The following is a 20,639-nucleotide window of genomic DNA, read 5'->3' on the forward strand; positions in this document are numbered from 1 at the left end:
GTTAGTGGATTCCTCGATCAAACTCCATCCCACGGTCGTCACTCGCCGATTCCGCTGTCGCTCCACCAGGGTCATTCTCTGTTCGACGGTACGATGGCGTCCCGCCATCGTCTCCTCCATGCCCACCGCGGGCAGCCGCTTTTTGGGCGACGGCGTGGCCAGCGGCGGCTTTCGGCCCCCACCGAGCGGCGGTCGTCGCGACGCCGGCGCCACCGACGTAGGCTCCAGCGGCGACACCGCCAACGAGTGCTGCGCCTTTCGTTGCACCGCCGACGACTTTGGCCGTCAGCGGAGTCGCGTATTTGAACGTCTTCCACGTGATGTAGAGGGCGACCAGCGGGAGGGACGCAGCGACGAGATATTTGAGGAACGCTGTTCCTGGCGTGAGAGTTCCACCGCCGTATATCAAATCGTACCCCTTGAAGACCATCGCTGCCGGCAATGGCAGGACAGCCAGGGGCACAAATCGCTTGGCAAAGCCCAATGCGATATCAGACACAACAGGAATATTCCCATATCCGAGAGCGATTGCGATTGGCATTCCGTAGAGATACACGTAGAGGAGAATCTCACGGATGTAGAACAGTGCCTGCAATGCCCACATCGAAATTCCTCCGAGCAGGGCGAATAGAAGAGACAATCCTGGATTCGTTAGAGACACGGTGAGGAAGCCCAACATAGCGTTCCGAAGCGAAGCCATACTCGGCATCAGTGCGATTGAAAACCCGTCCACGATATAGAGAGAGAGTACACCAATCCAATACCAGACGATAATCAGGAAGGCACCCACCCACGCCGTTTTCTTCGTCTTCCTTGCCTCATAGGCACTTCCGATGTTGAATATCCGGATTGTATGCCGGCCTTGGACGCTCATTACGAGCAGCAGTAATGCGATGAGCATGATTTCGCCGCCAACGAGGGAATCTTGAATTGTGGTCCAGGGTGCGTTCGATGGTTCGCCAAAAACGAATGCGCCATCTGTTTGAGGTGTAGGAGTTCCGAATAATTCCTCGGTGAGCGTATTATAACCGGTCGTCAGGCCATCCATGAAGAGGCCAATAATCCAGTCAACAACGCCCTTGAACCCCTCTAAGACGACATCAATGAGATCAACCATACATCAAGCCTCGCTAATTGTGACCTCGCAATTCTGCATCTCGTCAGAGCCAGTGTACTCCACGTCGTAGGATTTCGTGACTTGTTGGCCTGTAGTTCGAGTCTCCAGTACGACAGTAAACTGCCCGCTATTTCCATCAGTTGAACAACCCATACCATCCTCCCCGATTTCCGAGCCAAACGGGAACGAGTCGCTGAAGATATCTACTGTCTCACCTGCACCGACTATGACACGTTCTTTTTCGTATATCCCACTTCCACGGGGATCATCGACAGGATTGGGAACGTCCCCGGTAAATCGGAGTTCAACTACTGCTTCTGGACCACTCCCGGTATTCTCCACGGTGACGAATGCTTCCCCATTCTTTTTCGAATCCGTTTGGCTTTCGCCATAGACTTCATCCCATGGTTTATCCGGGTTATTCCGATAGAGCCCAACATCTCGTATCACCAATTCCGGCTGGATAGCGAGCGAGGTTTCTGCGACAGTCTCCTCGCCTTTCAACGCGAGTACGCGGTACTCACCGGGCGCATACGCGGTGCCAATCTCGAATGAAACCTGCTGAGCACCTGCGGCTACGTCACGCTTTCCGAATAACTCGCCGTTCGGCTGGATGAGATTGACTTGGTCGATGTCGGTCTCTTCGGAGAGTTCGACGACGAGTGTTATCCCCTCAACAGCGATACGCGTGAGTGGGCCGTTGCTATCTGGGGAGGTCGTTCCGTCACCAGGCGTCCCAGAACCGTCATTGTCGTTCAGACAGCCAGCGACGCTTACGAGGGCGGCACCTGCGACTGTTCGGAGGGCGGTTCGCCGACTGATGTGTGGGTGGTTTCTAGTCATGGACTATGGGTTCCGTTGGAAGATGTCTTCTGGACCGAGCATTCGGAGGAGCCGCTTGCCAGCGTAGAACATCACAATAAACGGGATGAGCTGCCAGCCAACCTCGAAAATGAACGAGAACCAACCGTCGATGGTGCCGAGCGGATGCCACCGAGCTGTTGCCGTCGCACTCACATACGCGGGGTCGTGCCCGAGCCACGAACCCGGATGGTACCGAGCCGTGTAGATACCCGGCTCGTCGATCGTCACGATCGCCACCCCGGAGGCGTTGGTCTCGACGCGTTGCTCCGCGACGGTGATGTACCCGTTGCGAGTGTTCCCACCGATTGGATATCGTCGGTCGGGATCGCTGAGCACGATTGGTGCGCCGGTCTCGTTGTCCCGGAGTTCGATGCGGAGTGTGGCCTGACTTTCGTTCTGCTGGAGCACCTCAACAGTCAGATTACTGCGCCGGAGCTGCCGCTCAGAGCCAGCGTCAGGTGCCACAATCGAGGCGTTCACGCCCCGTACGATCCCCGCTACCTGGAGCGCGTTGCGGTCGACGTTCTCCGCGCGAACTGCGACGCCGTACGTCGTCGTGTACGACTGGTTGACGATGTCGATGTTGATGTTCTCACCGAGCGTTCCGTCCGGAGACGGTCGGTCAGTGCCCCAGGTGTCGATGATCTCTGGGCCATCGCGAACTGGTTCAGCACGCGGGCCGATTCGCGACGGATACGCGTGAACATAGACCGGAATCGCGTCAGACTCGACGGTGGCGCTGTCGGTCCGGTTCGACCTGACGAGTGTATCCCAGTTGGTGTTCCGAGCGGTGTAGAACCGCCAGACGCCACGCACTCGTGCGCTTCCATTCTCCGTGAGCGTGTACCCCTGCCACGGTCTGGACTGGAAGATAGCCACACCAGCGTCACCATTGGGGTACTCGGCGTAGTAGGGGTACGCCGAGAGGTCGTAAATCTCGACGGCGATCGAATCCGAGACGTTGAGCGATTCGGTTCGGTACGTGACCTCGACATCGGTCTCGTCGCCTCGGTCGATTCGCGTGGTCTTCTTCAACCGGACGCTGATCTCGGCTTCGAGCGTGAGGTTTGCACTCCAGTCGTCCTCGATCTGGTAGTCGAGGGCCGGCGTGTGCGAGCCGTCGCTCTCGACGATGGTTTCGCCGTCCTTCTGCAATCGAACCTCCTCGACCTCGTTGCTCGTGAGCGACCACTCGATCGTCGTGTTCCCCGAAGAGCTTCCGTTCGGGACGCGAACACGATAGTCAACGAACCCCCGCATCGTGCCGTTCGGCGCGATATAGAGCGGGGTTTCACCCGACTCCAAGTGACCTCGCGTCGACGGCTGCACTGCGAACACTGTGGCGTGGGCGTCCTCGATGAACACCCCATCTTCGAGCGACGCGTGGCGCGGATGCACAGACGTATCCGACCCACCGGGTTCGAGATCAGCGAAATCGTTTCGCGTCCACGTTGCAGCTGTCTCCGGCGGGCGCTTGAACGTGATGTCCGTCCCGTTTGCGAGCTGGTGCATCGCGGTCCGGCTCTCGCCGTAGCGCTGCTGGTACTCTTCCTGGGTGATGTAGTTGTCCGCGTCGCGAGACCACAGCGTCGCTGATTCATTCTCAGTGAGCCCATTTCCCTCCGTGCCTGGCCGTGGCGGGCTTGCAGTGACGAGACCCGTGACTAAACTCGTCACGAACAGGGCGGCCATTAGCACGGAGAGCTCTCGTTGTTTCATGGGGGCTCGCGACGGGGGCGGTAGTCGCCTACCAGGGGGCGAGGTCGACGCACTGCGCCAGCGGGAGGTTCATCATCGATCCGGCGACGGTGTAGAGTGGCCCGAGGGCGACAAGGACGACCGCAGACTTCATCGCGGAGCGCTTGTGGCGCTTGAGGCCCTTCTTCTGGTCGGGCGTGATCGTGAACATCTCGATAAGGGAATCGGCCTGCCACACGACCGCGAGGCCGACAATCCCCAGCGCCGTGGTGAGCTGGAAGAAGCCTTCGATCATACCCGGGAGGTTGTCCGCACTGCAGACGGCGTTCGTCTGTGCAGCGGCGGGTTCCACAGCGAACAGGCTCAGGAAGACGATGACGAGTGCCGCCTGCTTGGGGAGCCTACTTGCCGCCGTCGACTGGCTTTCGGCGCGATTCGGAGTCGTTTCGGAGGGAGTGGTGTCCTGTGACATAGTGGGTTACTCCTCTGCGTCGTCGACGAGTGTCTTGAGATCGGCGTATCGATTGGTCTCGGCGACGATTTCGTCTTTGCTGTAGCCCTGTTCGCGGGCCCGTTCGAAAAGGTCTCGAAGCTCGTCGGGATCGACATCCCGAACCGCCATCTCTTCGCGGAGGGCGCGGCGATAGAGGGCCGAGGCGTTGATGTGGTCGTTCCACATCAGGTACAGCTCATCGATGTCTTCGATGGTGACTGACCGTGTAATCATGTGTGCGGGTTCAGGTATGCACCGATTAAACTGTGGTACACGTTGACGTGGTAGTTGTATGTGAGGTAAATACTTTCTGGCTACTGGGATAGATCCTGAATAGAACTCGATTACCATCCCGATCAGAAGACTCACCACTCAAGGACCGTATTAACCAACAGTGGTGCCACATCGATCTACGGTGTTGGTTAACCATATCATTAAACGTCTGCGGCAATCCAGTTCGAGAACTGTGCGGTGCTGTACCCCCTCTCTACTGCGCTATTCGGTCACTTCGCTCCCTGCGTTGCTCCTTGAGGAAGAGGACTCAGCACCTCAATTCAGTTAAAATAATATTCCGTTAATCGGTTATTTCTGTATGAGTCTCGAGAGCATCACTCACCAACGGAGTACCTGCGGGCACCACCTATTTCATAATCCAGCAGCACTCAATTGTAAAACTGATGGGCACGGCCAGATACGACATCCATCCCCAATGGGACGACCCATCGGCGTATGGGGGTGAGTATCCACCGGATTGGGACGCCCGTCGTCGGACGGTCTACGAACGCGATGACTGGACGTGCACGAATTGTGGGCGCAAGAGCGGCCCTCACGCCGGCGACGATGGCGTTCGCCTCCACGCCCACCATATCGTCCCGCATTCGGCAGGCGGCTCAAATCGTCTTTCGAACTTGACGACACTCTGTGAACCCTGTCATGCCGAACTCCATGGGCATGACCTGTTCGAGACACCGCAGCAAAGCCGGCGATCGAGCAGCGCTCCGCATCGAAACGGTCCACCGCTCGTTCCTCGACTTCTCGCGTATCTTGCCCTCCTCGCCCTCGGAACCGTTGGTGGCGGGTTCGCCTACTCCTGGGCAATCATTCAATTGCTGACGATGTCGATGACATGGCAGACTCTCATCGCGGGTGGCGTGATGGGCGTGATTGTTGTCGTCGGCTACCATCTCCCGAAGGTAGTGGCCGGAAGTTCGCTCGGTGCCGGTCTCCTGTTCGGCGGAATCCAGTACTACGCAATCGGCTATCCGCTCGTCAAGACGGGTCTCGTGACCGGCGTTCTTTGGCTGCCGGCAGGCATCATTATCGGAGGCACTCTGCTCAAACGAAGCAACCCAACCATGACCAAGCTCTGATATGAGTGCAAAAGTGAAGCAGTATCTTCTCCAACTACTATCGAGTTGCCGTTCTCGATCGATAACAGATTCAGGCTCACTCGAGCAAGCCGAGCTCGGTGAGCTGGTCCTCGATCACCTCGAGGGCTTGTTCGGCATCCTCAATCCGTTTCCCACCTGTAATGACGAGCTTCCCGCTCCCAAAGAGTAACGCAACGACTGATGGCTCATCGAGACGATAGACGAGCCCGGGAAACTGTTCGGGTTCGTACTCGATGTGCTCGAGACCAAGGCCGATCGCAATCGCGTTCAGATTGAGTGTGTGGCCGAGATCCGCACTCGAGACGATGTTCTGAATCTCGATTTCTGGCGAGTCATCTACCTGAATACCCAAACCCCGAAGTTTGTCGAAGACCTGTTCGAGCGCAGCCGTAACATCGGCGACGCTTTTCGCGCCGGTGCAAACAATCTTACCCGAGCGGAAGATGAGGGCCGCGGCCTTGGGGTCTTGCATCCGATAGACGAGGCCAGGAAAGTGTTCAGGGTCATACTTGGTCGCCCGGAGGTCATCAGCAAGCGTTTCGAGGTCGAGTTCCTGACCGATACCGGTTGACGCGACGACGTTCTCGATGTCAACTGACTCTGTGAGCGTACCCATATCGCTACATAGTTCACACGCCGCTCTTAAAGACTGGTCGCACTATCGAGAATGGGCCCCGGGTATTGGCGCTGGCCGCGTTAGAGGTCGCGAGGCTGGACGGTCTTTCGGTCGTTGGCCTCAGCCCGCTTCGCGGCGTCGTCAAGCAGGTCAGCAACTTCCTCATCGAGGGCGTCGTAGAAATCCGCCGAGACGTTGTGGTCGTTGAGCGCTTCTTTCACGGCCGATTTGACGATCAGGTATGCCATACGTAGCGACATTTCTCCCGTCCTCTGTATAAAATACAGGTATCTGATTCGGTGTCTGTGGGGTTGTATTGTCCTCTGAGGGGGAACAGACGTATGCGATAGCGCTTCGTATCAGTGAGCAGGACGATGTACGACCTGACCGGCTTCCAGCGCGACCTCCTGTACGTGATCGCCGGCCTCTAAGATTCTCACGGCCTCGCCATCAAGCAGGAACTCGAAGACTACTACCAGAAGGAGATCCATCACGGGCGACTTTACCCGAATCTCGATACGCTCGTCAAGAAAGGCGAGAAAGACCGACGGACGAACGTCTAGACGCTCACGCGGCGCGGCCGCCGTGAAATCGAAGCCCGCCGTGAGTGGGAACGTCAGTACATCGAGATTGGTGAGTCTGCGCCTGCGTAGGTTCTCTCGTACAGATCAGCTACCCCATTGTCTATGAATCATCTGAAAATCCGCGATGGGCGTGATTTCCATCTCGGATGATGTCGGTAGTATCTCTCCTCTTCGGGAGCGACGTACGTCAGCGATTCGCCGTGAGGCGGCCACGGCGGCGTTCGAATTCTTCGTCGTCGATCTCACCGCGGGCGTACTGCTCACGGAGAGCCCCGAGGGCTCTATCCTCAGCGGGTCCGTCAGTCTGAGATCGAGCCACCAGCCAGTAGACGAGATAGATGGGAAGACCGATGATGAGGGCCATCCAGAGGAGGCCGAACAGCATCATCCCCCATCCCCATAGTCCCCAGCCGGTCATGTGGCCGTCGTCCCACATTCCGTAGTGCCAGTCCCACATCACCGCGTCCGGGACGGCTGCGTGCGTCAGGGCCATACCCCCGATAACCGCGACCGTCAGCGCACCGACGACGATCAGTCCGAGGGATCGAGTACCGCGTGGTTGAATTGAGTTTGTCATGCGTATTTCTCCTGAAATGGTTCGGCGTGGTTAGCCGAGGATGTACTCGAGGACGGGGTAGCGCTCGACGAGCGCCTCGCCGCCGATCTCGTACTGTTCGATGTACTGATCGAGCCCGAGGATGCGGCCCGCACCGAACGCCGCAACCGCGAGGAACACGAGCATGTACGCGAAGTCACCGTTGATGACGCCGTGGGCGATGTCCCAGTTCCCGAAGTAGAACATGAGCATCATGAGCGCGCCGAAGAACGCCGCGAGGCGGACGACGGCACCGACGAGCAGTCCGAGACCGATGAACAGCTCGCCCCACGGGACAGCGACGTTCGCGAACTCGACGAACCACGGGGTCGACCCCATCCACGCGAACATACCCGCGAGGGGGTTGCCGTTGGTCGCCGCGACGTTCGCCAGATAGCCACCCGCCGAGAACGGCTCGGCGGCAACGATCTTCGTGAATCCCGAGTACGCAAACGCGTAGCCCATCATGAGCCGTAGCGCGAGCACGAACCATGCGCTCAGGCTGTGGACACGACCACCGATGGTCAGACCGCCGACCTTGCTCTCTAGCTGGTTGACTCCAGAGGGAATCGTAGACATTGTTACTTCACCGAGTGAGTGTAGGCAGGGAGAGACGATATACCGGTGAGCCAGTGTTCTGAGTCAGAAAACCGGGCGGCTATTTTACCCCACTAGGACGAGTATGCGAGTGTGACTGAGGAGTTGAGCCCACCAGCCGTCTTTGCCACACTCGACGACGAGTACGCTCGCGATATTCTCGTGGCGACGAACACGGACCGACTCTCTGCAAAAGAACTCAGCGAGGAATGCGATATGTCACGCCCAACCGTCTCTCGTCGCGTCAACACACTCGTTGAGCAAGGACTTCTCGAAGAGTACACGCATGTCGATCCCGCTGGTCGGCACTATCGGGAGTATGAGGCACGTCTCGAACGTATCGAAGTCCTCCTCCAAGACGAGGGGTTTGACATCCAGATCGATGTCCGGCCGGATCCCGCGGACCGGATTACATCCATCTTCGAAAACATGCGGGGAGACTGATTCATGAAACACACATTATTCGTCATCGCCAAGTTGTTCATGACCGCGTTGGCTCTGGTTATCGCGTACCAAGCCTATCGAGGCTACCAACGCCACGGAACACAGCTGATGCTCTACGTCGCCCTTGGGTTCGCACTAATTGGCCTCGGTGGACTCCTCGAAGGAGTTCTATTCGAACTGCTCCAGGTGTCAATCTTCCAGGCAGGTCTCGTGGCTGCACTAGTCGCGGCGGCGGGAATGCTTTCTATCTTGTACGCGCTCTATGCGCCGAACCCCTGAATTCCCGATTCAGCAAAGTATCTTGGAATCGTGAATTAGTGAGACGGTTATTCACTCATCCTCGTAGACGTTGCGCGACAGCCGTGACTTGGTCCCAGAGGAATTCGGCGTCAACGCTCTGGTTCGTCGTTACGACTGGCACGTCACGGAGATAGGAGTCCGTCTGAAGGATCTCAAGGAGGAAGTCCGCAACGTCAGCGCGTGAAATCGGACCAGCCGTGGCGTCAATGTCGACGCCGTGTTCGTACTCCCCGGTTTTGGGTCCATCTGTAAGACCGCCGGGGCGGACGATCGTCCAGTCGAGACCGCTCCCAGCGACGAGTTCCTCCTGTCTGGCTTTGTCGGCCATCAGGTCATAGAGCACCGTCACGTTCGCAAGGCGGACGTACCACGGAACCTGCTGGACGCTCGATCCTAACCCCATCGATGTCAGGACGACCAGGCGTTCGATCCCCCGTTCCTGCATTGCATCGATAATGTTCGCGGTCCCGCGAGAGACCACGTCGGAGGGATTGTCCGACGTTCGACCGAGAAGACAGATGACCGCATCTGATCCGTTTACGGTGGCTTCGACCGCGTCCGGATCGAGTACATCCCCCTCTACGGCGGTGACTGCCTGGTTCGGTGGGAGTTTTGCAGGGCTTCGAGTGAGCGCGCGAATCGAGTGATTCACTTCGGTCGCTTGTGCCGTCAGTTCACGTCCGGTCCCGCCTGTCGCACCGAAGAGTGCCAGTTCCATATGGTCACCTACGTTTTCATGTTGGTTGTCGTTCCCCTCGTTTCAGTCGATTACGCTTACAATTCTAAAGGACGACCGAGCGTTCGCTCTGGACGCTCGATTACCAGAGAACTCCGAAATTTGATTCGACAGGTTGGGGTCATCGTCACTACAGCCACGGATCGGTTTCACATTCTAACGAGAGGTGTTCTGTCATGCCAGTATCGAAACCACAATCGTAGTGAAATAGGCGACCGTAGCCGGTGCTACAAGTATGACAGACATGCTGGGTTTGTTCGCTGATGAAACCGCCCCTGAAGAGCGACCAGCTCATGACTCGATAGGAGAGGCGGAACCATGAGCGAGGAAATCTCCGCCAACCGGGCAGGACTCATATTCGGTGCCATCTTCGCAGCGTCGCACGCTGCATGGATCGGATTCGTCGTCTCGGGCTTCTCTGAAACAGCGGTCGCCACTGTCGCCCGGACCAACTTCGTTGAGTACGAGGACACGGTCGATTTCGACCTCTCTCTGGCTGGTGCCGGCCTCATGATCGCGTTAGTTGCAGGATATCTCATGGGCGGGTTGTTCGCCCTGCTCTGGAATCGGCATGAGATCCACGATGACGGGTAACCCGGTCATCCAGACAATCGCCCTCAACCGATAACTGTCAAGGATGGTTAGTGTCCACCGAGACGATCCTCGGAGCAGGCTCTCAGATGGACCGTCTATTCGACACCACCGCAGGGGGTATCTCTAACTCAGTATGGCGTCACCATCTTTTCCACCGGGATACGTCCGGTTCGACGACGTTTCCGAAACGCTTCCTGAACCGACACCCGTTCCGGTGTCGGAATCAGTTGAACTGGAGACGCTTCACCTCCCCGGGCCGGACCCGGCGATCGTGTTCGTCCACGGTGGTCTCGGGTCGCTTTGGAACCCGTATCCACAACTAGACGCGTTCGAGGGGCCCCACGAGTTGGTCACGTATGCGCTCGCCGGCAACGGAAACTCGACCATGCGGCAGGAGCAGTCCCTCTCCGGGCATGTAGCTGACCTCCTGAATCTCCTTGATGAACTCGGTATCACGAATCCGATCATCCACGGCCACAGTTACGGTACCGCCCTCGCTATCGAGTACGCGAAGCGCCATCCCACAGCCGGGCTCGTGTTACACGCAGGGGGCGATCATGATCTCACCCCCGCGGGGGAGAAACCGCTTTTGCGACTATTTCTGGCACTCCGACTCTATAAGATACCCGCGAACGACGCGCTCATCCGGCAGTTAGCCTACAGCGTCGGCTTCCACGAGGAGACGCCATCGGTCGTGGTTGAGGACTTCCTGCAATCGAACCCGCTTCCCCACCGTCGCTCAGCGTGGACGACTGTCACCGAGGCCTTCTGGGGGTACGACGGTCGCCCCGATATTGAGCGAGTCGATGCCCCAACGCTCGTCATCCACGGACCAGCCGACGGTATTGTTCCCATCGAGGTGGCACGCGGAACCGCGAGGCGGATTCCCGAGAGCGTTTTCTGCAGGCTACAGCGTACCGGTCACGTCGCTATGATAGAGCGCCCGAATGCGTATAACAGTCTGCTTGAAGCACTCATCAAGACGGTTCGAGAGGACCGGGATTTGGAAATGACGGTTCGAGAATCGGTCGACGAAAACGGTAGCGAAGTATCCGAAGTTCGCTAAGGAATCAGGATCGTTCTGTAGCTTTATTCGCCCGTTCGAGATCGAACTGAAGGTCGGTGTCGTCCTCGAGACCGACGCTCAGCAATTCCGGGTCGGCGACCGTCAGGTTGAACTCACCGACGGCGCGGCCGTAGTGCAAGCGCGGTACCATTACGCCACTCGCATCACAGAGGTGGGGTCGTGGCTCGTCGACGAATCGCTTCGGGTGCTCTTCGAAGAAATCACGACAGTCGGACGAACAGAAGTAGAACGTCGTCCCCTCGAAATCGGCGGTGATTTCGCTTGAGTCGCTGGCTTCCATACCGCAGACCGGCTCAACTGGCATACTGGCAGTACGCCTCGCCCTTCCATAAACGTCAGTCGGCCATTTGCTACTGTGCGTAGGCTCCCTACTCGGTGTATACTGCGGGCTGTTTCTCGAAGCGCTGTCGACATTCTTCGCTACAGAGATAGTACGTCACCTGGTCGTGCCGGACTGAAGCTACCGCTTCGTCAACTCTGAGTTGCATACCGCAGACGGGATCCCTCGGCATTCTGTTCACAGATCCGTCTCCAAGCCGATTGGGTATTTCGAAGTAGGTCGACGGGCACGTATTAAGGGCCGTCGGAAGAACTCTATGACAACGCCCATGGTTCGATTTCTTCTCCGTCTAATTCGTATTCTTGGGACGTTCACCCCGTTCATCCTACGCTTTCTCCGTGATCGGCATCGGTTTCTGATCGTCGGTGGGTCACGCACTGTGCCACGGGACCAGCACGAGCAGCGTGCCCGCCGTCTACGGGAGGCGATGCTCAACCTTGGGCCGACGTTCGTAAAGATCGGCCAAGTTCTCTCGACGCGCCCAGATCTCGTTCCGCAAGTGTACGCGGAGGAGTTCGCAGTGCTCCAAGATGCGATCCCGGCGGGTCCGTATCGAGAGATGATTCCGGCTCTCGCCGAAGACGTCGGGTATCACTCGTACGACGACTTCGATCCCGAACCCATCGCCGGCGGATCGCTAGCACAGGTCTATCGGGCGACCTATCAGGGAAAACAGGTGGTCGTGAAAGTAAGACGCCCCGGAATCAAGGACCTCATCGAGACCGATCTGCGCATTATTCGTCGCCTCGTTCCCCTTGCACTGTTTCTCGCACCTGATCGGTTCAGTTTCTCACTCCGGAACATGGCGGACGACTTTGAGCGCATCATTCTGGAGGAACTGGACTTCGAGCGAGAGGCCCAGATGATGGAGGAGATTCGGGAAAATTTCGCTGCCGACGAGAATGAGACCGTTACGATCCCACGCGTATTTCGTGACGTCTGCTCCGAACGTGTCCTCACTATGGAGTACGCCGAGGGAACGAAGGTTACTGACCTCGAGGAACTCGAAGCGAAGGGCTACGATCCGGAGAACGTCGCTCGACGAGTGGCGAATGCCTACTTCACGATGGGACTCGACCACGGTGTGTACCACGGCGATCCTCATCCTGGTAATATCGCCGTCGACAACGACGGCCGCATCGTCTTCTATGACTTCGGGATGAGCGGTCGGTTCACGCCGGCGATGCAAGCGAGCGTGATTAACCTCTATCTGGCCGCTGTCAATCGGGATGTCGACGCAATCATTGACGAACTTGTCGCCCTTGGTGCACTCGATCCCGACGCCGACAGGGCCGCCGTCGGTCACGTTCTCGAGTTAGTTATCGATGACCTCGAAGGGGGTGGTGACGTGAACTGGCAGCAGATAATCGACGTGGTCGTCGGAATGCTCCGAGAGTTTCCGTTTCGTATCCCGCCAGACGTGATGTTAGTCATTCGGGTGGGATCGATCGGTGAAGGCGTTCTCAGACAGCTCGATCCCGAGTTCGATATCCTCGCAGCTGCGCAGGCGTTCCTCCGCGAACACGGCTTCCTCCAGCGAGCAGCCCGGATGAAACTTGCCGAAGCTCGGTCCGACATGGAAACCTCCCTCTGGGCCCTCCTCCGGCTACCCACGAAATTGGATCGTGAACTGGACGCACGAGAACAGGAACGCACAGTGATACCTCAGGAGATCGCACAGAGCCAACGACGGCAGACTCGTTCGATCGGGTACGCCATCCTCGCAGGAGGAACATTTGTAGCGAGTGGTCTCGCATTATCCGTAAGTCAGATCTCTGCTACTGTTGGGGTCGTCGTCGCACTCGGCTTCACCATTTTATTCATTCATTCATCAAGGCAACAGCGTCGATAACTGATATCTCGAATACGGAGTACCTCCACGACGCCTCAAACTATTTTGTGGCGTCTATGCGAAGTACCTGATATGCTCAAAGATAAAGTTGCGATCATCACTGGTGGTGCAACCGGGATCGGCAAAGCAATTGCTTCGAAGTACATTGATTACGGAGCCGAAGTCGTTATCGCAGGTCGCACGGAAGAAACCGGCCGAGAGACTGCCGAAGAACTCGGCTGTGAATTCCACCAATGTGACGTCACGGAGTATGAGCAGGTAGAGACCCTCGTCAACAGTACGGTTGACGAATACGGACAGCTTGACGCAATCGTAAACAACGCTGGAATTGGCCAAGTAGGGTCCATCGAAGAAATGTCGCTCGAAGAGTGGGATACGGTCATTCAAATTAATCTCACGGGGGTTATGTACGGCTCGCGGGCGGCGATCCCGTATCTCAAAGACAGTGAGGGGTGCATCATTAATGTCGCGTCGATTTATGGCCTCGTTGGTGGTCCTGGATCACCTGCCTATTCGGCAGCAAAAGGTGGTGTCGTGAATTTCACACGAGAGCTCGCCATCGACTACGCCACAGAAGGGATACGTGTCAATAGTATCTGCCCTGGATTCGTTGAAACGCCGATGACAGACGACTACCTCGACCAGGAACAGTTCTACGAGTTCGTCCGAGACGAGACACCCATGCAGCGAGTGGCCGAACCCGAGGAGATCGGCGGCATTGCGATGTTTCTCGCCTCTGATGAGGCGACGTACATCACAGGCACAAACATTCCTGTCGACGGAGGCTGGACTGCCCACTAGTAACTACGGTCGCACATTCACCACACTTGGTTCCAACATTACGCGGGAGACCAGTCGGATAGTAGCAGCGCAAAACGTGCTACTATCTACCGAAGGCAAGCACCGTAACTCCCTGAGATGCTTCTATGAAGTGAGGAACTGCCGCCATATTATTTAGTCTCTCTAACCAATCCCCCAGTGTGGAACAGAATCGATCCGATCTCACACTACGTGTTGGGAGTATCGCCGACGAGTCAGTTGGTCGCGTTATTCCGGATACGTCGGTAGCAGAGGTCGCCCAAACGATGGTCGCCCAAACCAAATGTGCCCGCTACGTCGTTGTGGAAGAAAACGACCAGCTCGTGGGCATCATTACAGATCGAGATTTGATTGGCGCGCTCCTCACGCCAGATAGTGAGTTCAACGTTCTCGCAACGGATCAGAGCGAATCCAACATAACCGCCGGAGATGTGATGACCTCCGACCCCCTCACCGTAACGCCTGAGGCGGAGGTACCGAGGGTACTGCGACAAATGAACGAGGCGGCTGCCCGCCATGTTCCCGTTGTCGAAGATGGCTCAGTTGTGGGGATCGTCACCCTTGACGATCTCATCACTCACCTCGCGGGAGAAGCTGCCCATGTCTCCGCACAGATGGACAATCTCTCCGGGATCATCCGGTCAGAGTCCCAGAGAAAGTAACCCCGCATCTGAGACTCTCGATACGTGTCTTTTTCGTGACTGACATCAAAAGAGAGACATGGCCGAACCACGGATTCTAATCCTCGGTGGACCAGGCGCAGGAAAGGGGACGCAGAGTAGAAAGGCTTCTGAGGAGTTTAATATAAAGCATATCACTACCGGGGAGCTCCTTCGGGCAAATAAGGACAGGGATATTTCAGAATTTGAATCAGAGTATGATGTCCCGCGCACATATATGGATCAAGGTGAGCTTGTTCCGGACGAGGTTGTCACTCTGCTCGTTAAAGAGGCTCTATCGCAAGTCAATGGCTTTGTTCTGGATGGGTATCCCCGCAACGTAGAACAGGCTGAGGAACTCAATAATATGACCGACGTTGACGTTATTCTATATCTTGACGTAGACGAGGAGGAACTTGTTCAACGACTCACGGGTCGCCGTATAGACCCAAAAACAGGGGACACTTATCATATAGAATACAGTCCGCCTGAAGATCCTGAAGTTGAAAGACGACTTGAGCAGCGGGATGACGATACCGAGGAGACAGTCCGTGAACGTCTACGTGTATTTCGTGAGACCACTGAACCAGTTATTGAATACTACGAAGAACGAGGCCAACTGGAACGTGTCGACGGAAAACAGTCTCCTGATGAAGTCTGGGTTGACGTAAGGAAAGCGGTTGAAAACGCGCAATAGGTCGCGAAAAAGTTGGGGTGAGCGTTACTATACCGGGCATCACCTAGCAGATCTGTACAGTTTACACACTGGTACCCGGCGAGTCTGTAGTTGAGAGGGCACGATCTTGCTGAGGTGATCTCGACGATGTTCGATAAAAGCCGACCATCATACCGTACGAATTAGAACTTGGAACGGTTATTGGCCGAAGAACGAGCCAGTAGGCAATTATGGGGGGTTCTCCGAACCGATGAAGAGCCTGTCAGCAGACGCTGGCCCGTCAAGAGAGCGGATCTCGTCCTTCATACTCACCGCTCTCACCATATTCCGGCCGCTGGAAACCACCCTCACGGTAGACATCGAACTCACCCCGCTCGATGTCGTCCCGGATGATGTCTGCGGTCGTTTCGTCGACGCTCACGAAGTGACACAGCGGATGCCCCGGGTACGCGACTGCGTTCTCGAGTACACCGACGACGAGGCCAGTTGACGGTGCACGAACGACTTCGACCTCATCTTTGAAGTGATCGGAGATAGTGAACAGCTGCTCCCCGTCCTCGACGAGCGGCTGTGGGCCCCACTTCATATCGACGAGTCCGCCGGTGGCAGCACGAAGCCACGTCTTCTCACCGTCGCGTGCGACCACACGCGTCCACCCAGGCCAAGAGACCGGCCGGTCTGGCAGAACCTCATGTTCAGCGAGGACACTCGCCACGCAGTGAAGGGCGCGTTCGAGATGCGTCGATTGGAACCGGTGGGCGCGCCCCATCTCCACAGTTACGGTCGGAACCCCCGTCTTCGATGCTGCCTTTCGGAGCGTCCCGTTTGAGCCTTCACCGTCGAGAATCACGCTCGTTCCGAATGCACGGGCGATGCGTTCGACGTCAGAGTCGCGCATATCTGCCCGAACGTGATACATCGTCGTCCTGTTGCGCGTCGAGGTGTGGAAATCCAGCCCTAGGTCGCACTTCGAGACGAATTCCTCGAAGATAGTATGGGCGAGACGTTTCGCCATCGTTCCCTGTGGATTCCCGGGGAACGACCGGTTGAGGTCCTCGTCATAGATCGGGATGTAGCGCTGTTGGGCCATGAATCCCGGGACGTTCAGTACGTGGAGGCAGACGAGTGCCCCGTGGATGTCCGGGGGACCGTAGGTTTCTGCGACCTCTTGGACGATCTTGATGCCGTTCAGTTCGTCGCCGTGCACGGCAGCACTGAGGAACACCGCCGGGCCATCATTCTCTCCGTTGACGACCGTGACCGGAATGTCGATCGGGTCGCCGTGGAAACTCGTTCCCACCGAATAGCGGAACTGGCGCTTCTCTCCGGGTGAGATGGTTCGGCCGCCGACCTCAATCGGTTGTGTCGCGGATCCAGTCATTGAGAATCACTCTCGGACTGCTCTGAATGTGTCTGCGCTGCACGTCTACTGGGTTTACCAAGGAATCGTGGAATCGCCTCGCAGTATGACTCATATTCGCCCCCGTACTGCTCGCGGAGCCACGGCTCTTCGGCGAGTGGTGCGAGCAGGAACCACAGGATTCCACCGATAACGAGAATGACCGTTTGAATCGAACCTGCGAGGAGGCCTCCGCTGGCGAGCATGGTGATGAACCCCACATACTGTGGATTGCGAGAGAAGCGATACGGTCCCTCAGTTTGAAGGTGGCCTTCGAGACCACTGCTCTCCCAGAATCCGAGTGTCCACATCGCCCAGATAGACAGCGTTGTGCCTGCTACGAAAACAAGCACACAGACGAGTTGCACCACCACCGGTGGTTTGTACCAGTGCCACCAGTCGAGGTATGCAATGCCGACCAGACCCACGACGTATAGCGTCCAGGCGGTCCAGCTGACCCAGAACGTCCAGTTCCGCGTCCCGTGCGGCCAGAACCGGAATGTCGGACTGACGATGGTGGCAAGGAGGCCACCCAGTAGGAGTCCCCCGGATAGGAGACCGACGCTGAACCACACCGGTGACGTATCGAATGGCATGGCGATCACGCACTCACGCCGGGCACGGAAATATCGGTGCTGCGGAGGCGACGGGCGTTAATCGCAACGATGATCGTCGACAACGACATGAACACCGCGCCGATCGCTGGCGACAGGAGGATGCCGATAGGCGCGAGGATCCCTGCCGCGAGCGGGAGGGCGAAGACGTTGTAGCCGGTCGCCCAGACAAGGTTCTCCTGCATCTTCCGGTAGCTCGCCTTCGAGAGCTTGATGAGCCGCACTACGTCCACCGGATTATTGTCGACGAGGATGATATCGCCCGACTCGATGGCGACGTCAGTCCCTGAACCGATGGCGATACCGACGTCGGCTCGTGTGAGCGCGGGCGCGTCGTTGACGCCGTCGCCGACCATCGCGACCAGTTTCCCCTCGGACTGGAGCGCTTCGACCTTCGTATCCTTCTCGTCGGGGAGTACCTCCGCGAAGTACTGGTCGATGCCGAGTTCCTCCGAGACAGCCCGTGCAACGTCTTCGGAGTCGCCGGTGAGCATTGCCACCTCAATATCCATCGCGTGTAGCGCCTCGATGGCCTGCCGGCTTTCCTCCCGAATAACGTCCGCGAGCGCGAATGCTGCAACGACTTCGGATTCGTCGTGAACCAGGTAGATAACCGTCTCTGCGTTCGAGCCGGCTTCCTCCGCGAAGGCAGCGATGCCGTCCGATCGTTCGATATCGAATTTCTCGATCAGGTTTGGTCCACCGATATGAACCGTCTCACCGTCCACAGTGGCTCTGACGCCGAGACCGCGGAAGTTCTCGAAGTTCGAAACGCTCGCTCGCTGGACGCCCCGTTCCTCGGCGGCGTCCCGGATGGCGCGAGCGATCATGTGCTCAGAGTCACCCTCGACACCAGCGGCGACCTCGAACGCTCGCTCTTCACTCCAGTCACCTGCCGTTTCGACACCGACGACGCCCTGTTCGCCCTTTGTGAGAGTCCCGGTCTTGTCGAACATCACCGTATCGAGGTTCCGGGATTCCTCCATGGCAATGCGGTCGCGGATGAGCATCCCGTTCTTGGCAGCGGTCGAGGTGTTGATCGCTACCACGAGCGGGACGGCCAGGCCGAGTGCGTGGGGACACGCGATGACCAGTACAGTCACAACGCGCTCGAGGACGGTGATGTTGTACCCGGTGGCGACGATCCACGCGACGGCCGTAATCGCCGCGACGCCAAGTGCCACGTAGAATAGCCAGCCAGCTGCCTTGTCGGCGAGCAACTGGGTTCGAGATTTCGATTTCTGGGCTTCATCAACGAGCCGCATGATGCCCGCTAACGTCGTCTCCTCGCCCGTCTTCGTGATCTTAATGCGGAGGCTCCCGTCCTGGTTGACCGTCCCGGCGACCACTTCTGATCCAGGTTCCTTGCCCACGGACCTGGATTCGCCCGTAATCATCGATTCGTCGACGGACGACTCACCCTCGACGACTTCGCCGTCAGCAGGCACGCTCGCGCCCGGGCGAACGAGCACGACATCGTCCTCGCCGAGTTCTGAGACTGGCACTTCTTCGGTATCCCCACTCTCGGTGACGCGCTCGGCGGTGTCGGGCATGAGTTTCGCCAGTTCGTCAAGCGCCCCTGAGGCTGCTCGGACCGACCGCATCTCCACCCAGTGCCCGAGGAGCATGATGTCGATCAGCGTAACGAGTTCCCAGAAGAACGGCGTCGTCCCTTCGAGAAACAGACTCGCAATCGAGTAGATAAATGCGACCGAAATTGCCAGCGAGATGAGCATCATCATTCCCGGCTCGCGGTTTTTCAGTTCCGTTCGGGCCATTGAGAGGAATGGCACGCCACCGTACGCGAAGATGATTACCGAAAGGACAGGTGTGATCCAGACGCTTCCGGGGAACGTCGGCGCTGTGTAGCCGAAAATATCCTGAATGAATTCGCTAAAGAAGATGACTGGCACCGAGAGAACGAGCGACACCCAGAACCGTCGCCGGAACATTTCTTCGTGGCCCGAGTGATCCGTGTGATCGCCGTGATCCCCATGTCCCCCTTCGTGGGTGTTCCCACCGTGATTGTGCGCGTCGTGGGCGTGCTCCGCTTCTCCAGTGTGAGCGTGTTCGGTCTCGGAATGTTCGTGATCTGGATGGTTGCTCATAGATTGGTGTTGAGGCCGTTCGTTATAATTCTGTCCGAGCTCCGATACTCCGCGCGACTTCTGGAAATCGGAGTTGAATAAGAACGGTGGGATGTTCGTCAGCGGACGTTCCGGGGGGTTCTCAGGCAGATGCCGTGTATCCAGCGTCCTCCACGGCCTGAACCAGTTCCGTGACGTTCACGTCTCCATCGACGCTCGCTTGTTCGGTTTCGCGGTCGGCGGTCGCGTCGGTCACACCGCTCACTTCTCGAAGCGCGTCTTCGACTGTCTGTTCACAGTGGCCGCAGGTCATGCCTTCGACGGTGATCGTCTGCGTCATACAGCTATACGTATGAGATGCACGTCTTTGTCAGTTACTGCTTCGAATCCAAAGTCAATCCTGAAAATGAAATGGCATACGAAGCCCAACGCTGGGAAACAATATTGTAATTCGAGATACCTACAGATAGATATGCGTGATTTAGATGAGACTGACATGAAGATCCTCTCGCTACTGGCAGAGGACGCGCGACGTCCGTTCAGCAGCATCGGTGAGGAGGTGGATCTCTCTGGTCCGGCCGTATCAGACCGCGTGAAACGGTTAGAGGAATCCGACATCATCAACGGGTTCACGATTGATGTCAACCGAGCCCAACTCCGAGCTGGTGTTCCGGTATTCATTCAGGCTGAGATTGGATCTGAGTCGCTGGAACCAGCCTGCAAGCAGGCCCGGGAGTCAGATGGTGTCGAACACGTCTTCACGACCTCTGAGGGGGATCTCTGGTTTTACGCACGTGTCGAAGCTCATAACGTTCGTCAGTGGATGAATGGACTCTTCGATGAGATCAATATAGCAGATTATACGGTCACGCTAATCGACGCAATGGAATGGACGCCATCCGTTGATGGTGCCGAGTTTGCGCTTACTTGTGCTGAATGTAACAATACTGTCGATACTGAAGGAGAGACAACACGGATTGACGGCGAGGTTTATCACTTTTGTTGTCCATCTTGTCTCGCACGCTTCGAAGACCGCTATCAGCGACTCGAAGAAGGGGTGTAGTATCCTTTTAGATT

The 20,639-nt window shown here is 57.3% G+C and carries 25 protein-coding genes and 1 pseudogene; 11 read left to right on the forward strand and 15 right to left on the reverse strand.

Going from position 1 to position 20,639, the window contains the following annotated elements:
• Position 1 precedes the first annotated feature (1 nt).
• Genes FGL94_RS16620 through FGL94_RS16640 form a run of 5 tightly spaced genes read right to left on the reverse strand, consistent with a single transcriptional unit; the run spans position 2 to position 4,406 of the window.
• On the reverse strand, positions 2-1,117 hold the full coding sequence (locus tag FGL94_RS16620; RefSeq protein WP_142980851.1) for a hypothetical protein: 1,116 nt from the start codon (positions 1,115-1,117) through the stop codon (positions 2-4).
• Between the two features lie 3 nt (positions 1,118-1,120).
• On the reverse strand, positions 1,121-1,960 hold the full coding sequence (locus tag FGL94_RS16625; RefSeq protein ID WP_144927664.1) for a hypothetical protein: 840 nt from the start codon (positions 1,958-1,960) through the stop codon (positions 1,121-1,123).
• Positions 1,961-1,963: 3 nt separating this feature from the next.
• Positions 1,964-3,700 carry a hypothetical protein gene (locus FGL94_RS16630; RefSeq protein ID WP_144927667.1) on the reverse strand — a complete coding sequence of 579 codons (1,737 nt, stop codon included), beginning with the start codon at positions 3,698-3,700 and terminating at the stop codon, positions 1,964-1,966.
• A 28-nt stretch (positions 3,701-3,728) separates the two neighbouring features.
• Positions 3,729-4,151, reverse strand: a complete 423-nt coding sequence (locus FGL94_RS16635; RefSeq protein ID WP_049983716.1) for a hypothetical protein — start codon at positions 4,149-4,151, stop codon at positions 3,729-3,731.
• A 6-nt stretch (positions 4,152-4,157) separates the two neighbouring features.
• Positions 4,158-4,406, reverse strand: a complete 249-nt coding sequence (locus tag FGL94_RS16640; protein WP_049983715.1) for a hypothetical protein — start codon at positions 4,404-4,406, stop codon at positions 4,158-4,160.
• A gap of 443 nt (positions 4,407-4,849) precedes the next feature.
• On the opposite strand from FGL94_RS16640, the gene FGL94_RS16645 reads away from it, so the two are divergent.
• Positions 4,850-5,542 carry an HNH endonuclease gene (locus FGL94_RS16645; protein ID WP_144927670.1) on the forward strand — a complete coding sequence of 231 codons (693 nt, stop codon included), beginning with the start codon at positions 4,850-4,852 and terminating at the stop codon, positions 5,540-5,542.
• Between the two features lie 76 nt (positions 5,543-5,618).
• Here the strand turns inward: FGL94_RS16645 and FGL94_RS16650 are convergent, their stop codons facing one another.
• A complete protein-coding gene (locus FGL94_RS16650) occupies positions 5,619-6,179 on the reverse strand; it encodes a TATA-box-binding protein (protein WP_142980855.1) in 561 nt (186 codons plus the stop codon).
• Positions 6,180-6,259: 80 nt separating this feature from the next.
• The gene (locus FGL94_RS16655; protein ID WP_142980856.1) at positions 6,260-6,427 is read right to left on the reverse strand and encodes a DUF1931 domain-containing protein; all 168 of its coding nucleotides are present in this window, start codon (positions 6,425-6,427) and stop codon (positions 6,260-6,262) included.
• 126 nt (positions 6,428-6,553) lie between these two features.
• On the opposite strand from FGL94_RS16655, the pseudogene FGL94_RS16660 reads away from it, so the two are divergent.
• Positions 6,554-6,832: pseudogene (locus FGL94_RS16660) on the forward strand (helix-turn-helix transcriptional regulator).
• 118 nt (positions 6,833-6,950) lie between these two features.
• Here FGL94_RS16660 and FGL94_RS16665 read toward each other — a convergent pair.
• Positions 6,951-7,340: an SHOCT domain-containing protein gene (locus tag FGL94_RS16665; RefSeq protein WP_144927673.1), complete on the reverse strand. Its 390-nt coding sequence runs from the start codon at positions 7,338-7,340 to the stop codon at positions 6,951-6,953.
• A gap of 30 nt (positions 7,341-7,370) precedes the next feature.
• Positions 7,371-7,937, reverse strand: coding sequence for a DoxX family protein (locus FGL94_RS16670; RefSeq protein ID WP_144927676.1), 567 nt, complete (start codon positions 7,935-7,937; stop codon positions 7,371-7,373).
• A 111-nt stretch (positions 7,938-8,048) separates the two neighbouring features.
• Here FGL94_RS16670 and FGL94_RS16675 point away from each other — a divergent pair, with 111 nt between their 5' ends.
• Complete coding sequence (locus FGL94_RS16675; RefSeq protein WP_144927678.1) at positions 8,049-8,399, forward strand: ArsR/SmtB family transcription factor; 351 nt, start codon at positions 8,049-8,051, stop codon at positions 8,397-8,399.
• Between the two features lie 3 nt (positions 8,400-8,402).
• Positions 8,403-8,678: a DUF7521 family protein gene (locus tag FGL94_RS16680; protein WP_119712798.1), complete on the forward strand. Its 276-nt coding sequence runs from the start codon at positions 8,403-8,405 to the stop codon at positions 8,676-8,678.
• A 55-nt stretch (positions 8,679-8,733) separates the two neighbouring features.
• Here the strand turns inward: FGL94_RS16680 and FGL94_RS16685 are convergent, their stop codons facing one another.
• A complete protein-coding gene (locus FGL94_RS16685; protein WP_119712797.1) occupies positions 8,734-9,417 on the reverse strand; it encodes an NAD(P)-dependent oxidoreductase in 684 nt (227 codons plus the stop codon).
• A gap of 336 nt (positions 9,418-9,753) precedes the next feature.
• Here FGL94_RS16685 and FGL94_RS16690 point away from each other — a divergent pair, with 336 nt between their 5' ends.
• Together FGL94_RS16690 and FGL94_RS16695 are read left to right on the forward strand one after the other, a co-directional pair.
• Positions 9,754-10,029 (forward strand): hypothetical protein, encoded by a 276-nt coding sequence (locus tag FGL94_RS16690; protein ID WP_144927681.1) that lies wholly within the window; start codon positions 9,754-9,756, stop codon positions 10,027-10,029.
• Between the two features lie 133 nt (positions 10,030-10,162).
• Positions 10,163-11,095: an alpha/beta fold hydrolase gene (locus tag FGL94_RS16695; protein ID WP_119712795.1), complete on the forward strand. Its 933-nt coding sequence runs from the start codon at positions 10,163-10,165 to the stop codon at positions 11,093-11,095.
• A gap of 4 nt (positions 11,096-11,099) precedes the next feature.
• Here FGL94_RS16695 and FGL94_RS16700 read toward each other — a convergent pair whose 3' ends face one another.
• A complete protein-coding gene (locus FGL94_RS16700) occupies positions 11,100-11,420 on the reverse strand; it encodes a YHS domain-containing protein (RefSeq protein ID WP_144927683.1) in 321 nt (106 codons plus the stop codon).
• Positions 11,421-11,835: 415 nt separating this feature from the next.
• Here FGL94_RS16700 and FGL94_RS16710 point away from each other — a divergent pair, with 415 nt between their 5' ends.
• The 4 genes from FGL94_RS16710 (at position 11,836) to FGL94_RS16725 (ending at position 15,483) form a co-directional block, all read left to right on the forward strand.
• Positions 11,836-13,308, forward strand: coding sequence for an ABC1 kinase family protein (locus FGL94_RS16710; RefSeq protein WP_186313439.1), 1,473 nt, complete (start codon positions 11,836-11,838; stop codon positions 13,306-13,308).
• Between the two features lie 72 nt (positions 13,309-13,380).
• The gene (locus FGL94_RS16715; RefSeq protein ID WP_119713009.1) at positions 13,381-14,109 is read left to right on the forward strand and encodes an SDR family NAD(P)-dependent oxidoreductase; all 729 of its coding nucleotides are present in this window, start codon (positions 13,381-13,383) and stop codon (positions 14,107-14,109) included.
• Between the two features lie 179 nt (positions 14,110-14,288).
• Positions 14,289-14,789, forward strand: a complete 501-nt coding sequence (locus FGL94_RS16720) for a CBS domain-containing protein (protein ID WP_058365806.1) — start codon at positions 14,289-14,291, stop codon at positions 14,787-14,789.
• Positions 14,790-14,847: 58 nt separating this feature from the next.
• Entirely contained in the window at positions 14,848-15,483 is a 636-nt protein-coding gene (locus FGL94_RS16725; RefSeq protein WP_144927690.1) for an adenylate kinase, read from the forward strand.
• Positions 15,484-15,742: 259 nt separating this feature from the next.
• Here FGL94_RS16725 and FGL94_RS16730 read toward each other — a convergent pair whose 3' ends face one another.
• The 4 genes from FGL94_RS16730 to FGL94_RS16745 all read right to left on the reverse strand — a co-directional run bounded on the left by FGL94_RS16730 (position 15,743) and on the right by FGL94_RS16745 (position 19,902).
• A complete protein-coding gene (locus FGL94_RS16730) occupies positions 15,743-16,843 on the reverse strand; it encodes a succinylglutamate desuccinylase/aspartoacylase family protein (RefSeq protein WP_144927692.1) in 1,101 nt (366 codons plus the stop codon).
• Positions 16,840-17,457, reverse strand: coding sequence for a methyltransferase family protein (locus tag FGL94_RS16735; RefSeq protein WP_144927695.1), 618 nt, complete (start codon positions 17,455-17,457; stop codon positions 16,840-16,842). Before FGL94_RS16735 ends, FGL94_RS16730 begins: the two co-directional genes overlap by 4 nt.
• A gap of 5 nt (positions 17,458-17,462) precedes the next feature.
• The gene (locus FGL94_RS16740; protein ID WP_144927799.1) at positions 17,463-19,427 is read right to left on the reverse strand and encodes a copper-translocating P-type ATPase; all 1,965 of its coding nucleotides are present in this window, start codon (positions 19,425-19,427) and stop codon (positions 17,463-17,465) included.
• 277 nt (positions 19,428-19,704) lie between these two features.
• Positions 19,705-19,902, reverse strand: coding sequence for a heavy-metal-associated domain-containing protein (locus tag FGL94_RS16745; RefSeq protein ID WP_144927698.1), 198 nt, complete (start codon positions 19,900-19,902; stop codon positions 19,705-19,707).
• A 132-nt stretch (positions 19,903-20,034) separates the two neighbouring features.
• On the opposite strand from FGL94_RS16745, the gene FGL94_RS16750 reads away from it, so the two are divergent.
• The gene (locus tag FGL94_RS16750) at positions 20,035-20,625 is read left to right on the forward strand and encodes an AsnC family transcriptional regulator (RefSeq protein ID WP_144927701.1); all 591 of its coding nucleotides are present in this window, start codon (positions 20,035-20,037) and stop codon (positions 20,623-20,625) included.
• The last annotated feature ends 14 nt before the right edge of the window (positions 20,626-20,639 follow it).

Source organism: Halorubrum salsamenti (assembly GCF_007671685.1).
Classification (GTDB): domain Archaea; phylum Halobacteriota; class Halobacteria; order Halobacteriales; family Haloferacaceae; genus Halorubrum; species Halorubrum salsamenti.